General features: G+C 34.3%; 17 protein-coding genes. 10 read left to right on the top strand and 7 right to left on the bottom strand.

Annotation, left to right across the window (positions count from 1 at the left end; translation table 11 throughout):
* The first annotated feature begins 254 nt into the window (after positions 1-254).
* The 5 genes from B3C16_RS08365 to B3C16_RS08345 all read left to right on the top strand — a co-directional run bounded on the left by B3C16_RS08365 (position 255) and on the right by B3C16_RS08345 (position 2624).
* Positions 255-761: a DUF4920 domain-containing protein gene (locus B3C16_RS08365; RefSeq protein WP_291130831.1), complete on the top strand. Its 507-nt coding sequence runs from the start codon at positions 255-257 to the stop codon at positions 759-761.
* 6 nt (positions 762-767) lie between these two features.
* Positions 768-1226 carry a hypothetical protein gene (locus B3C16_RS08360; protein WP_291130829.1) on the top strand — a complete coding sequence of 153 codons (459 nt, stop codon included), beginning with the start codon at positions 768-770 and terminating at the stop codon, positions 1224-1226.
* Positions 1227-1228: 2 nt separating this feature from the next.
* Positions 1229-1903: a tRNA (5-methylaminomethyl-2-thiouridine)(34)-methyltransferase MnmD gene (gene mnmD / locus B3C16_RS08355; RefSeq protein ID WP_291130826.1), complete on the top strand. Its 675-nt coding sequence runs from the start codon at positions 1229-1231 to the stop codon at positions 1901-1903.
* A 119-nt stretch (positions 1904-2022) separates the two neighbouring features.
* Entirely contained in the window at positions 2023-2217 is a 195-nt protein-coding gene (locus B3C16_RS08350; RefSeq protein WP_121314254.1) for a hypothetical protein, read from the top strand.
* A gap of 212 nt (positions 2218-2429) precedes the next feature.
* Positions 2430-2624, top strand: coding sequence for a hypothetical protein (locus tag B3C16_RS08345; RefSeq protein WP_121314253.1), 195 nt, complete (start codon positions 2430-2432; stop codon positions 2622-2624).
* A gap of 31 nt (positions 2625-2655) precedes the next feature.
* On the opposite strand, the gene B3C16_RS08340 is transcribed toward B3C16_RS08345, so the two are convergent.
* A complete protein-coding gene (locus B3C16_RS08340; RefSeq protein ID WP_121314252.1) occupies positions 2656-3597 on the bottom strand; it encodes a LysR substrate-binding domain-containing protein in 942 nt (313 codons plus the stop codon).
* Between the two features lie 102 nt (positions 3598-3699).
* On the opposite strand from B3C16_RS08340, the gene B3C16_RS08335 reads away from it, so the two are divergent.
* The 5 genes from B3C16_RS08335 (at position 3700) to can (ending at position 7641) form a co-directional block, all read left to right on the top strand.
* A complete protein-coding gene (locus tag B3C16_RS08335) occupies positions 3700-4179 on the top strand; it encodes a Dps family protein (RefSeq protein ID WP_121314251.1) in 480 nt (159 codons plus the stop codon).
* A 61-nt stretch (positions 4180-4240) separates the two neighbouring features.
* Positions 4241-4525 (top strand): hypothetical protein, encoded by a 285-nt coding sequence (locus B3C16_RS08330; RefSeq protein ID WP_233549822.1) that lies wholly within the window; start codon positions 4241-4243, stop codon positions 4523-4525.
* Between the two features lie 58 nt (positions 4526-4583).
* Positions 4584-6215 (top strand): SulP family inorganic anion transporter, encoded by a 1632-nt coding sequence (locus B3C16_RS08325; protein WP_291130819.1) that lies wholly within the window; start codon positions 4584-4586, stop codon positions 6213-6215.
* A 15-nt stretch (positions 6216-6230) separates the two neighbouring features.
* Positions 6231-6914, top strand: a complete 684-nt coding sequence (locus tag B3C16_RS08320; protein ID WP_291130816.1) for a carbonic anhydrase family protein — start codon at positions 6231-6233, stop codon at positions 6912-6914.
* A gap of 85 nt (positions 6915-6999) precedes the next feature.
* A complete protein-coding gene (gene can / locus B3C16_RS08315; RefSeq protein WP_121314248.1) occupies positions 7000-7641 on the top strand; it encodes a carbonate dehydratase in 642 nt (213 codons plus the stop codon).
* Positions 7642-7698: 57 nt separating this feature from the next.
* On the opposite strand, the gene B3C16_RS08310 is transcribed toward can, so the two are convergent.
* The 6 genes from B3C16_RS08310 to B3C16_RS08285 form a co-directional block, all read right to left on the bottom strand.
* Positions 7699-8895 carry an LETM1-related biofilm-associated protein gene (locus tag B3C16_RS08310; RefSeq protein ID WP_291130813.1) on the bottom strand — a complete coding sequence of 399 codons (1197 nt, stop codon included), beginning with the start codon at positions 8893-8895 and terminating at the stop codon, positions 7699-7701.
* Positions 8896-8966: 71 nt separating this feature from the next.
* Positions 8967-9542 (bottom strand): YdeI/OmpD-associated family protein, encoded by a 576-nt coding sequence (locus B3C16_RS08305; RefSeq protein ID WP_291130810.1) that lies wholly within the window; start codon positions 9540-9542, stop codon positions 8967-8969.
* Between the two features lie 6 nt (positions 9543-9548).
* Positions 9549-10076 (bottom strand): superoxide dismutase family protein, encoded by a 528-nt coding sequence (locus B3C16_RS08300; RefSeq protein ID WP_291130807.1) that lies wholly within the window; start codon positions 10074-10076, stop codon positions 9549-9551.
* A gap of 69 nt (positions 10077-10145) precedes the next feature.
* Positions 10146-10670: a hypothetical protein gene (locus tag B3C16_RS08295; protein ID WP_121314244.1), complete on the bottom strand. Its 525-nt coding sequence runs from the start codon at positions 10668-10670 to the stop codon at positions 10146-10148.
* A gap of 121 nt (positions 10671-10791) precedes the next feature.
* Positions 10792-11190, bottom strand: coding sequence for a response regulator (locus B3C16_RS08290; RefSeq protein WP_291130805.1), 399 nt, complete (start codon positions 11188-11190; stop codon positions 10792-10794).
* The gene (locus B3C16_RS08285; RefSeq protein WP_291130802.1) at positions 11187-12695 is read right to left on the bottom strand and encodes a PAS domain-containing sensor histidine kinase; all 1509 of its coding nucleotides are present in this window, start codon (positions 12693-12695) and stop codon (positions 11187-11189) included. Before B3C16_RS08285 ends, B3C16_RS08290 begins: the two co-directional genes overlap by 4 nt.
* Positions 12696-12912: the final 217 nt, after the last annotated feature.

The following is a 12912-nucleotide window of genomic DNA, read 5'->3' as shown; positions in this document are numbered from 1 at the left end:
AATATTTAATTTATTTAAAATCAAATAGTTGTGTATTTTTTCCTCAAATTATGCGTTGTGTTGTTAGTTTTTTGTAAAACTAATAAAAATATATATGCATTTAACACCCCAAAAAAATATTGAATACTTTTTCTCAAATTCTCTTTTGGGGCTTATTTTTTGTCTTAATTTTTCATTAAATATTCAATTTATTTGTCATTATATTATGTGAATTTGTTAATTGGTTTACTTTTGTAATTCTAAAACAGAAAAACATGAAAAAAATAAACTTATTCCTAATTGCTTTTGTATTGTTAGTAGGTGGCAATGCGATGGCACAATCAAAATCTAAAACACCAACCAAAGTATTTAATGCTAAAGATTATACCTTATTTGGCGAAAAATTTAAAGTAACTAAGATTTTGACCAAAGACCAAATGCTTGATAAGTACAAAAACCTTAAAAAAGGTGACACTATTACGGTTCAATTTCAATCTACTATCAAATCGGTTTGTAAAAAGAAAGGATGTTGGATGAAAATGGAATTGGTCGGCGATGATAATTCTTTTGTGAAATTTAAAGATTATGGTTTCTTCGTTCCATTGAATGCTGACAACAGTAAAGCAATTGTTAATGGAAAGGCTTTTGTAGATGTGGTTTCTGTGGAAGAATTGAAGCATTATGCGAAAGACGGTGGAAAATCGGAAGCAGAAATTGCTAAAATTACTAAACCGGAAGTGACTTATTCTTTTCTGGCTGATGGTGTTTACATCAAAAAATAAACCTCGATGAAGAAAGTTATTGTTGTCATTCTGGTGTTGCTGTTTTTAGCTTTATCTGTGATTTCTTGTCAAAAAAAGGAAGATAAAGTAGCGAAAGAAAAGTGTGAACCCAAAACCGAAAAGAAGTTGGAAATGTACCAAATGTCAGAAATGGCAGCTTTAATGGAGCAAATGTACGTTGACAACAAACGATTAAAAGAACGCATTCAAAAAGGCGATACGATTGGTCAGTTTCCACAACATTTTATGAGAATTCATGAAGCCGTGATGACCGATGAATCGGATAATGATGCTTTTTTTAAAGAACAAGCGTCGAAGTTTATCAAGGCACAAGAAATGATTTATAAAGATCCGAAAAATGCCGCAGCGCATTTCAATACCGGTGTTGATGCTTGTATTCAATGTCACCAACAAAAATGTGGCGGACCGATTCCAAGGATTAAAAAATTGTATATAAAAGAATAATTTTGAAACGCGAAATTATTCAAACCCAAGATGGTTCAACCACTATTCATTTGCCCGATTGGAATGAAAGTTACCATTCGAAACACGGTGCAATCCAAGAAGCCTATCACGTATTTATAAAGAATGGGTTTTCTCTTTTCGAGGGAAAATCCATTTCCATTTTAGAAATAGGTTTCGGCACAGGATTGAATGCTTTTATCACTTATTTGGAAGCAAAGAAAAACACCAATCAAATGATAAATTATGTTGGAGTAGAAGCCTATCCTGTAGTTTTAGAGGAAGCTTTGCAAATGAATTATGCCAAAGAAATTGATAAAAATGAGCAGCAAGTTTTTGAGCTTATGCACCAATCTGATTGGGAAGAAACCAACTCAATTTCTGCTGATTTTACGTTAACCAAACGCAAGCAGTTTTTTCAAGACATCAAGGATAGTAATACTTTTGACTTGATTTACTTTGATGCCTTCGGTTTCAGAGTACAGCCCGAATTGTGGTCGGAAGCCATCTTTAAATCAATGTATGAAGCTTTAAAACCTAATGGTGTTTTGGTCACCTACGCATGCAGAACTTCCATTAAAAAGGCTATGTTGTCTGCAGGATTTTCTGTAGAAAAGCTGCCTGGCGCTCCGGGTAAAAGAGAGATGTTGCGCGCAACAAAAGGCGTTGTGAAAAATTAACTTTTTGTGTAGTTATTTTTAACTATGTTTTCTATTGACGAGATTAATTTTTCAATAAATTTGATAAAACAATTATTCGTTCTTATCCAATTCCTAAACCTAAAAAATTAATCCACTCTATGTCTAAAACAATGTTAGACCACACTAAGTCAGTGTTAAAAAGAGTAAGTTTTGATGTTGGCCTTTTTGGCAAAGAGCTTTCAAAAGCCTATAAGTTCTTATTACCTTATGAACTTGAAGAGTTAACCAATTGGTTACTAAAATTTACCGAAGAAAAACCGGAACTTAGACAATGTATTTTAAATGTGAAATAATATAAAACTAAAGGAGCTTAAACGGTTCCTTTTTTTATATTTAATAATCAATATAGTAAGATAAAAGCTAATTAAAATGCTAAAAAATGTGTTTTATCGATTATTATAGTAATTAAACGATGGTTTTTAACATTTTTTGTGGGACGAAAACATTTTTTATTTTACTTTTACGAAACGTTCTTACAATAAGATAACCCCAAATCTTAACCATTATGCCTAGAATGATCTACGATTACACTAAATCTGTACTCGAGCGAGTAAGTTTTGACCCGATTCTTTTCGCTAAAGAACTAAAAAAAGCAGTAAAAAATTTACTGCCTTATGAAATCGAACAATTGAGAAAATGGCTTCAGTTCTTTACAAATGAACATCCGGAACTAAAAGATTGTTTAACAGTAGTTAGTTAACAGAAGAATAAGGAGTTTTGTGCAAAGCTCCTTATTTTTTTTGTATCGGACTGATGATTTCCACATTTTGAAAAGTAATAGCACCTTTGATTACCCCAGAAATTGTTGAACGCAATGCGTCAATAATGTGAATTTTTAATTCGTTCTTAGGAAAAATCAAACTCACTTCACGCGCCGGTTTTGGCTCTACAAAATGCTTTAGTTTCAAAGTGTCTTTTGCGGGTAAGTCTAAAGTATGTAAATAGGGAAGAAGTGTCGTGCCTAATCCTTCATCGGCTAGTTTTATGAGTGTTTCAAAGCTACCGCTTTCTATTTGGAAATGGGTTCTTTCTTCGCTATTCAGGTTTTTACATAAATTTAAAATACCGTCTCTAAAACAATGGCCGTCTTGCAATAAGAGAATTTCATTGATATTCAAATCGCTGACTTCAATTTCCTTTTTGTGAAACGATTGGTGATTTTCCGGAATATAAGCTACAAAAGGTTCGTAGTACAAAACAATTTCTTTAATTTTTTCGTCTTCCAACGGCGTCACGGCAATTGCGGCATCTAGATGACCATTCTTCAATTTAGTAATGATTTCGGCTGTATTTAACTCTTCGATAATGAGTTTAACTTTCGGATACTTTTTGATGAAATTGTTTAAGAACATCGGTAACAATGTAGGCATCACTGTTGGAATAATGGCCAAACGAAATTCGCCACCAATAAAACCTTTTTGTTGGTCAACAATATCCTGAATTCTATCGGCTTCGTTGACAATATTTTTAGATTGATTGACAATCTTTTGACCGATTTCCGTGAGTTGAATTGGCTTCTTGGTTCTGTCAAATATTTGAACGGCCAATTCTTCTTCAATCTTTTGAATTTGCATGCTCAAAGTAGGTTGCGTAACAAAGCATTTTTCAGCAGCCAGCGTGAAATTTTTGTGTTCGGCGACTGCCAAAACATATTTAAGTTGGGTAATGGTCATGATATAGTAAAATTTGATGTAAAGATAAAAACTATCAATTTATTTTATAGCTTTTAGGCATTATTATTTCTAACTTTGGATATAAATTTCAACATCCGTATTATGAAAATGAATAGCCTTGGTTTACCTAAAAAAGAATCTGATATATTATCGGCAGAGCTCAACATCTTATTAGCCAATTTTCAAGTGTATTATCAAAACTTGAGAGGATTACATTGGAACATTCGCGGCAAGCGATTTTTTGATTTGCACTTGAAGTTTGAAGAATTGTACAACGACAGTCAATTAAAGATTGATTTAATAGCCGAACGGGTTTTAACTTTAGGCGGAACACCATTACATACTTTTGAAGATTACATTAAAAACAGTAAATTACCGGTTGGGAAAAATGTTCATAATGATGAGGAAGGAATCAACTTAATTTTGAGTTCACTGACCCAACTATTACAAATTGAGCGTGTTATTCTTTCTCAGTCGGGAGAGATTAACGACGAAGGTACCAATTCGATGATGAGTGATTTTATAGCCGAGCAGGAAAAGACTATTTGGATGATGAGTGCTTGGTTAGAACAAGAAATATAAAAGATGTTAAATTTATTATAATGCCCGATTTTAAAGGGCTTTGAATGCTTATTTTTGCGATATGAAATACATAGCAAGATTAATATTAGTCTTATTTGTTTCTTTTCTTTCAACTCCTACCGTGGTAACTTTGATTAAGAAAAGTACAGATGTGTCTATATTTTATAGTTTTGCTGAAGAAGAAATTCATAAAGATTTAAAAGAAGTAAAGTGCTTAAAACAAAGTTTTGACTATCCTTTTACAGAGTTGCTTTTAAATCCAAATTCTAAAATTATTTCTGAGAACTTGTCACGTCATGACAATGCTACTGAAGAAATATTCTCTCCACCGCCCGAGTTAATTTAATACATCCGTTGTGGTTTCGCATGCGCGAAGCTTTTATGTATTAAATTAATTTATAGGTATGAAAAAAATCAATCTTTTTGCTAACCTTAAATCTGATTTTGCATCAGGTTTAGTGGTTTTCTTGGTAGCGTTGCCATTGTGTTTAGGTATTGCACTGGCTTCGGGCGCACCATTGTTTTCGGGTATTATTGCAGGTGTTGTGGGTGGAATTGTAGTAGGCTATTTAAGTCAATCTCATTTAAGTGTTTCCGGTCCGGCAGCTGGTTTAACCGCTATAGTTTTAACCGCCATTTCTGATTTAGGCGCTTTTAATATTTTCTTATTAGCGGTGTTGATAGCCGGATTCATTCAATTGGCACTCGGTTTTATTAAAGCAGGAAGTATTTCTAATTATTTCCCAACTAATGTTATTGAAGGAATGTTGGCCGGTATTGGGGTGATTATCATTCTAAAACAAATTCCTCATGCTTTTGGTTATGATAAAGATTATGAAGGTGACGAATCTTTTGTACAACCCGATGGTCAAAATACTTTTACTGAAATATTCAGTGTATTAGACCATATTCAATTAGGCGCTTTATTAATTACATTAGTATCCTTAGCGATATTGATTTCTTGGAATAAAGTCAAATTTTTAAAGAAGTTGAAATTGGTTCCTGCAGCTCTAGTTGCTGTAATTGTAGGGATTCTGTTGAATGAGTTTTTTATTCAGTCGGGTAGTAATTTGGCAATAACGAAGGAACATTTAGTTTCATTACCGGTGCCAACCTCTTTAGCTGAATTTAAAGAAATACTAATATTTCCGGATTTCACAGCCATAACCAACAGCAAAGTTTGGGTGGTTGCAGTTACTATTGCGGTAGTGGCATCAATTGAAACTTTATTGTGTATTGAAGCGGCAGACCGAATGGACAAGTTAAAAAGATATACTGACACTAATGTAGAGTTGAAAGCACAAGGTTTAGGTAATATAATCAGTTCATTGCTTGGCGGATTGCCTATGACCTCTGTGGTAGTTAGAACTTCTGCTAATGCTGCAGCCGGAGCCAAATCAAAAATGTCAGCAATTATTCATGGTGTGTTATTGTTGGTGAGTGTTTTGGCAATTCCTTTTATTTTGAATAAAATTCCGCTGGCAACATTAGCTGCCGTTTTACTTCTCGTAGGTTATAAATTAGCTAATCCAAAAACAATTAAGCATTTTTGGGAGAAAGGGAAATACCAGTTTATTCCTTTTATAGCCACTTTTGTCGGTGTTGTTTTTACCGATTTGTTAAAAGGCGTTGCTTTGGGAATTGTCATCAGTATCATTTTTGTATTAAAAGGAAATCTTAAACGTGCTTATAGCTTCAGAAAAGAAGAGTATGCCGATGGTGATGTAATTCACATAGATTTGGCCCAAGAAGTTTCATTTTTGAACAAAGCGGCTATAAAATCTACTTTAAATGATTTACCGGAAAATTCAAAAGTAATTATCAATGCTACGGATACAGTATATATTGCCCATGATGTACTCGATTTGATTAAAGAGTTCAAGACCATCAGAGCCAAAGAAGAAAATATTAAAGTTAAATTAGTAGGTTTTAAAAAGGCCTATCAGCTCGAAAATAGCGAAGGCTTTAAAAAAACTGTTACTGTTGAACAAAAATATGATGCCATGAAACGTAAAATGGTAGATTTAGAAAAATAAAATTTAAAAAAAGATATGAAAACATTAAATAAAGAATTACAAGCATCAATTTCTCCAAGAAAAGCTTTGGACATATTAAAAAAAGGAAATAACCGTTTTGTTAACAATTTAAAGGCGCACCGTGATCTTTTAGAACAAGTAAATGACACACGCGATGGACAATGGCCGTTTGCCACTATCTTGAGTTGCATTGACAGTAGAACATCAGCAGAACTTATTTTTGATCAAGGTTTAGGAGATGTTTTTTCAGTGCGTATTGCCGGAAACATTGTTAATACTGATATTTTAGGCAGTATGGAGTTTGCATGTAAAGTAGCCGGTTCCAAATTGATTGTAGTGTTAGGACACTCTAAGTGCGGTGCTGTCAAAGGCGCTTGTGACCATGTCGAAATGGGTAACCTTACAGAACTACTTTCCAAGATTCAGCCTGCAGTTTATGAGGAAAAAGCAACACAAGACAATCGCAATGCTTCTAACCCGGTATTTGTTGAGAATGTAGCGGAAATCAACGTAAAGCGAAATGTAAAGAACATTATCGAGCGCAGTTTTATTTTGGAACAAATGATTGAAAAAGGAGAAATCGGTATCGTGGGAGCCATGCACAACATTGAAACGGGTGAAGTAACTTTTTATGAAGACAGTCAATACATTAAGGATGAACTGAATCCTGATTTTTCAGTAGCTGAATTGAGACATTAATAATTGTTTATTTTATTGATAAACATCAGTTTCAATCCTAATAACAGGTGTTTATTATTTACTATATTTGATGCAAATACAAAAGATGGACGATTTTTATAAAAAAATATTAGATAACAACAAACTATGGGTTGAGTCTCAACTCGCCATCGATAAAGATTATTTCAAAGATCTTTCCAAAGGTCAAAATCCACCACTTTTGTGGATAGGTTGTTCTGACAGTCGTGTGCCGGCCAACGAGATTATTGGTGCCAAACCCGGGGAAGTTTTTGTGCACAGAAATATTGCCAATATGGTTATCCACAGCGATATGAATATGTTGAGTGTATTGGATTATGCGGTCAATGTCTTAAAAGTGAAGCACATTATTGTTTGCGGACATTATGGTTGTGGTGGTGTCAAAGCCGCAATGAGTAACCAATCTATTGGTTTAATTGACAACTGGATAAGACACATCAAAGACATCTATCGTTTGCACGAACATTACCTCAATGCTATTAAAGACGAGGAAGAGCGTTTTAATAAGTTTGTGGAAATCAACACCCAAGAGCAAGTCTTTGATTTGGCGAAAACCTCCATCGTTCAAAGTGCTTGGAAAAATGGTCAAGAACTAACTTTACACGGTTGGGCTTATGGTTTAAACTCAGGTTATGTAACCGATTTAGACGTAAATATGAGTTCCAATGGTGATTTAGACGAAGTTTACCGCTTGAAGTTTACCAATTAAAATACCTATAAATTAATTTAATACCTCAAAAGCAATCTAGAAATAGGTTGCTTTTTTTTAATCCTCAATGTTTTCATTAAATGCTGAAGGCATCATTTGCGGAATAAACTTGATTAATATCGGTAGGAGCAAACTTCCGCCCGGCAACAGAAAAATCGTTAAGGAAGGAATGGTTTTACAGATGTCAAGTATTTGCTTTTTTATCTTCTTCTTTTCCTCTTTATCTAAATCTTTGTGGGTTGATTTGGCTAAAAGCTGCATCAATTCTTTGCTTTGCGAAATCTCTTTTAGCAATCGCGATTTGTTTCTGTTGATTAAAACGACAACGCTTTCGGTAGTTTGGTCATAAAAATGTTTCACCGGATTGGAGAAGTTGAAATACGGAATCTCCTTTTTGTATCGGACAATAAAGTCATTAATGAAATTGATGCTTTCGAGAATTAAATCATCTGAAACATTGATGGTTTCACCCAATTTAAACAAGAAATAACGCTCTTCATTTTCCACTTTGTCATCACTCCATAAACTGATACCTGCCAAGTCAATCATATAATGTTTTTCAAGGCTATTAGACAGGTAACTCAAATCTAAAGCTTCGATAGAAGTAGAGGTAGTGGCGGCAAATTTATTATAACGAACAGACGACTCAAACAGTTTTGCTAATAAATCATCATGTTGTGAAATTCCTGTTTTGGCTTTTAGCGAAAGCGAAATAATACTGATAACAATATCTTCTATTTTGTTTGAATATTTTTCGGGAACAGTGCCTTTTTCAAGGTGTTGTTTGAAGGCTAAAACATCAATAAACAATAGCGCATTAGTAATGACATGAGAAAAGTTTTTGCTAAACATGTCCTCATTGGTCTGCACTCTATCGTGAATGATTTTTTCTAATTTACTCGAAGGCAAACTCGATTCCAACATCTTTTTTAAAGGATTGAAACCTTTCGGAATCATCGAGTTATAAAAGGAAACGGCTTGAACAATAAAGTCTTCCGCATCATTTTTTTGCTTAATCAAACGGTACATTTGGTAAAGCGTATTGAGCATTCCAATTTTTGATAACTCTTGCGGCAATCGGTCTTTGGATTCTATCAAAATTGACGCATCAAAGCTGACTACATGACCAAAAATGAATCCTGTGGCTCTGGTTCGGGCGTAGAAATCCGTTTCGTTCAGCGGAAACGAATGCTCTACCTGATTTTGCTCTGCAAAAAACTTGTCTATCCAACCGTGAACTGATGGGTTAATCATTTTAGGTGCTTATTATTGGCACAAAACTAAACCATTTTTGTTTGTGATAAGTAATGATTTTGTTACCAAATTTAAAATGTGCCGCGCGCTTTGATATTTTGCTCGCAAAGCGAAATGATTTCAGTGATTCTGGCTTTTCGGGTTGCTTCTCTTTTGGCTTGACTTAACCAATAAAGATAGCTTTTTCTATAAGATGGACTGAACTTGTTGTAGTTTTCTAAAGCAGTTTTGTTTTGGTCAAAAGCCAACTTTAAATCATCGGGCAGGATGTGATTCTCAACATGGTCTAAAGATTCCCAAGAACCGTTTTGTTTGGCGATTTCAATTTTACGCATACCACTTTCGTGCATTAAATTCTCGGCGATGAGTTTTTCGATATACGTTTTGTTGAGTTTGCTCCAAACGCTTTTGTCCTTTCTTGGGGTAAACATTTGGCGTCGGCGTTCGTCGTCTAGTCGTTTCACTGTTGAGTCAATCCATCCATAACAAATGGCTACCTGAACGGCTTCTTCCCAACGCATGCTTTCCATTGGGCTGTCAACCCTATAAAATATCAGGTATACTCTAGTGGCGGAATGGTGGTTTTCGTGCAACCATTCGCGCCATGCTGCAGCATTTTTGAAGTAGAAATGATCTTGTTCTTCCAAAGACGATTATTTTATGATAGCGGAACATGCTAATCTCGCGCCAGCATTTCCGGTAGGTTGTGTGGTATAGTCATCACCTTTTTCGTGTACGATTACCGCTTTGCCTAAAATATCTTTTGTTTCGTCGCCACAACCCACACACCATTCATCGGTTTTGAATAATACGGTAGCATTGCCGTCAGTATTGGCATAAAAATTATCCATATCTCCTTTGTGGTGTTCGGCATCTGTCCATCGTCCGTGTTTTTTAAACGTTGGATTCCAGTGTCCGCCGGTTGAAGTGGCATCGGCAGCGGAACAATCCGACTTTTCATGAATATGAATCGCATGAACGCCCGGTTTTAAGCCGGTGAAATTAGCGGTAAAAGTTACTTCGCCTTTTTTCTCAGTAAAAGTTCCGGTACCTTTGACTTTACTACCGCTTTTAGATTCAAAAGTGATATTGACCGTTTTTGTTTTGTCATTGGAAGAAGAACTTTTGCAACCGAATATCAGCAATCCAATTGCCAAAATCCCTAAGACTATTTTTTTCATGAGTGATTTCTTTTAGAAGTATAAAAGTACACAATTCGACAGAGGAATTCCTTTAATTTAGGTTAAAGTTTACTTAGATTTTTCTCCTACGAAATAATCGGTTTGCGATTTAAACAATACATTGAAAGTGGTTAAACTGCCGTAAATTCTGGTGATGTATTGTTGTAAATCTACTTTTTCAATCTCTTCTAATTTACTGGCGTTGATTTTTTGTTCCATTACCCTAAGACGATCACGAAGCATTACGATTTTATGAAAAAACACATCGATTGGTACATCTTTAGCGGCTAATCCTGCTTGTCCTGGCGTGAGTTTCATATTGCCACCTTTCCATTTGTCGCCTATAGCAACAGGTTCTCCAAGGCCGTTCCATTTTTTTAAGATTGATAATAAACTTTGTTCAACATCGTAAAAACTTACGGTGTCTACTTCGTTTTCGGCGTGTTCTATAACTTCGAATTCGCTGTCGATAGCGATAGTTTCTAAACCATTTTCTATAAAGGTTACCCAGTATTCTTTAGACGATACATTGGTTACTACGCCTTTACCATATTCGGCGTGGTTTATTCTGGAGCCTATTCCCAAGAGTTTCATGTTTGTGATTTATAGTTTATGGGACTAAAATAGTAATTTGTTGTGAATAAAAAAATGCCGCTTCATTGAATAATGACATTTAAGTTTATCTGATTAAGAGTGAATTTTTTTGGCTGAATAATTATAAAGCTAAAATGATTTCAGTAAACCTGTCTTTGGTAACCGGCTTTATGATGTAATCGGTAACGGCACTTATTTTTTTTGCTTTCATAATGTCATGTGGTGAAATAGAAGAAGAGCAAATGTAAATGATGATTTTTTTAACGTTATTTGATTCTATTGAAGTGAACTCGTCTAAAAACTGCCATCCGTCCATGATAGGCATGGATAGGTCTAAAAATATTATTTCGGGTAGTTTATATTGCGTATTCAAATTGTCTTTTAGGTAGTTTAAAGCGTCCAATCCATTGTTGAATACTTTAACTTCTTTGACGTGATTTGTTTTTTCAATAATCTTTTTGGTGATAAATATGAAGGTGTCATCATCATCAACCAGTGCTAATAGTTCTATTTGTTTCATGATAATTTGGGTTTAAATTTTATGTAAAAAGTACTTCCTTTATTTGGTGTACTATCAATCCAGATTTTTCCTCCCATGGCTTCCACTTGAGTTTTGGTCATAAATAAACCGAAACCCCTTGCGTCGGGATGTTTGTGGAACACTTTTCGTATTTTGAACAAATTGTGTTGGTGTAAATCTAAATCGATACCTAAACCATTATCGGCAACCGTAAGCACAATTTCGTCGTCCTCATAATAGGTTTTTATTTTAATCGTAACGTTTCTGTCCGGAGATTTATATTTTAAAGCATTGCTGATTAAATTGGTAAAAATACTATCGATATAGCGTTGGGGATAAAATAGTGTTCCAACTTCCTTAAAGTCGATAGTAATCTTTGCATTATATCGCTTTATTTGTGTCTCAAAACCGATTAAAATTTTATCCAACGTATTTTTTAAATCAATATTGGTTGATTCAACGTCAGCATCTTGTCTTATTTGAAGAGATTCCACCAGTTCATCTAAAATACCATTCAGGTGATTGATTACCGGCTGTACTCTTCCCAGTACTTCAGATTTTTCGCTTTCAGTGTCACAAGTCTCCATATAATCAAGCAGCATTGAAATATTGACCAACGGCGCCCTAAGGTTGTGGGAAACGATGTTACAAAAGTCTACCAATTGTTTGTTTTGGTATTCAGCATTGATCAACATTTTAGCGATTTTTTCTTCGCCTCGTTTTCTTTCTGAAATATCAGATCGTATCGCTACGTATTGATAGGGTTTTCCTTCTTCGTTTAAAAAGGGAACAATAGTAGTGTCTACCCAATAAGCGGTTCCGTCTTTAGCTTTGTTTTTTAATTCGCCTTTCCATACTTCACCTTTAGCGATGGTTTTCCATAATTCTTTAATGAATTTTGAAGGATGAAAGGTGGAATTGATAATTCTATGGTCTTGACCCAGCAGCTCTTCACGGCTGTATTTAGAGATTTTACAGAAATTATCATTAACGTGTGTTATTATTCCTTTTTGATTGGTGATGGCAACAATAGATGATTCATCTAAGGCATATTTGTAATCTGATATTTCCTTTATCTTTTTTAATAATTCCTCTTCAGCGTATTTTCGTTCGGTGATGTCGGAACGAATGGCAACGTACTGATAAGGCTTTCCACTTTCGTTTAAAAAGGGTACAATAGTGGTGTCGACCCAATAAGCCGAACCGTCTTTAGCCCTGTTTTTTAGTTCACCTTTCCAAATTTTGCCGTTAGCAATGGTTGTCCAAAGATTTTTTATATACTCTTTTGAATGATAACTTGAGTTGATTATTCTGTGGTCCTTCCCTAAAAGTTCTTCACGAGAAAATTTTGATATTTTACAAAAGTTATCATTTACATGATGTATAATTCCTTTTTGGTCTGTAATAGCTATAATTGATGATTCATCGAGCGCATATTTGTAATCAGAGATTTCTTTAATTTTTTGAAAAAGTTCCTCTTCTTCTTTTTTTTCTTTTTTGCTCATACCTACTTTAAGCTTTTTTTGAAATTTTTAAGTCATACCTAATTAATTTTAAAGGATATTATCAAATTTAAGTAACTTTTTTCATCTATTTTGTTTTAAAATGTTAAAATAATTAACAATTGTAATTATTTTTATTTCAAAATTCAATCAATTGTATGGAGTCGATGAAAAAAAACAACTGCTCTATAAGTACTACAGTTATGGTGTATTGGAAAAC

It is taken from the genome of Flavobacterium sp. UBA7682, assembly GCF_002482945.1.
Lineage (GTDB): Bacteria > Bacteroidota > Bacteroidia > Flavobacteriales > Flavobacteriaceae > Flavobacterium.
The sequence above is the reverse complement of the archived record's forward strand: the minus strand, read 5'-3'. Positions and strand labels throughout refer to the sequence as shown.

Bases quoted from the DNA above. Each gene is read 5' to 3' on its own strand.
- B3C16_RS08365 (WP_291130831.1), top strand. From the start codon at position 255: ATGAAAAAAATAAACTTATTCCTAATTGCTTTTGTATTGTTAGTAGGT.
- B3C16_RS08360 (WP_291130829.1), top strand. From the start codon at position 768: ATGAAGAAAGTTATTGTTGTCATTCTGGTGTTGCTGTTTTTAGCTTTA.
- B3C16_RS08350 (WP_121314254.1), top strand. From the start codon at position 2,023: ATGTCTAAAACAATGTTAGACCACACTAAGTCAGTGTTAAAAAGAGTA.
- B3C16_RS08345 (WP_121314253.1), top strand. From the start codon at position 2,430: ATGCCTAGAATGATCTACGATTACACTAAATCTGTACTCGAGCGAGTA.
- B3C16_RS08340 (WP_121314252.1), bottom strand. From the start codon at position 3,597: ATGACCATTACCCAACTTAAATATGTTTTGGCAGTCGCCGAACACAAA.
- B3C16_RS08335 (WP_121314251.1), top strand. From the start codon at position 3,700: ATGAAAATGAATAGCCTTGGTTTACCTAAAAAAGAATCTGATATATTA.
- B3C16_RS08330 (WP_233549822.1), top strand. From the start codon at position 4,241: ATGAAATACATAGCAAGATTAATATTAGTCTTATTTGTTTCTTTTCTT.
- B3C16_RS08325 (WP_291130819.1), top strand. From the start codon at position 4,584: ATGAAAAAAATCAATCTTTTTGCTAACCTTAAATCTGATTTTGCATCA.
- B3C16_RS08320 (WP_291130816.1), top strand. From the start codon at position 6,231: ATGAAAACATTAAATAAAGAATTACAAGCATCAATTTCTCCAAGAAAA.
- can (WP_121314248.1), top strand. From the start codon at position 7,000: ATGGACGATTTTTATAAAAAAATATTAGATAACAACAAACTATGGGTT.
- B3C16_RS08310 (WP_291130813.1), bottom strand. From the start codon at position 8,895: ATGATTAACCCATCAGTTCACGGTTGGATAGACAAGTTTTTTGCAGAG.
- B3C16_RS08300 (WP_291130807.1), bottom strand. From the start codon at position 10,076: ATGAAAAAAATAGTCTTAGGGATTTTGGCAATTGGATTGCTGATATTC.
- B3C16_RS08295 (WP_121314244.1), bottom strand. From the start codon at position 10,670: ATGAAACTCTTGGGAATAGGCTCCAGAATAAACCACGCCGAATATGGT.
- B3C16_RS08290 (WP_291130805.1), bottom strand. From the start codon at position 11,190: ATGAAACAAATAGAACTATTAGCACTGGTTGATGATGATGACACCTTC.
- B3C16_RS08285 (WP_291130802.1), bottom strand. From the start codon at position 12,695: ATGAGCAAAAAAGAAAAAAAAGAAGAAGAGGAACTTTTTCAAAAAATT.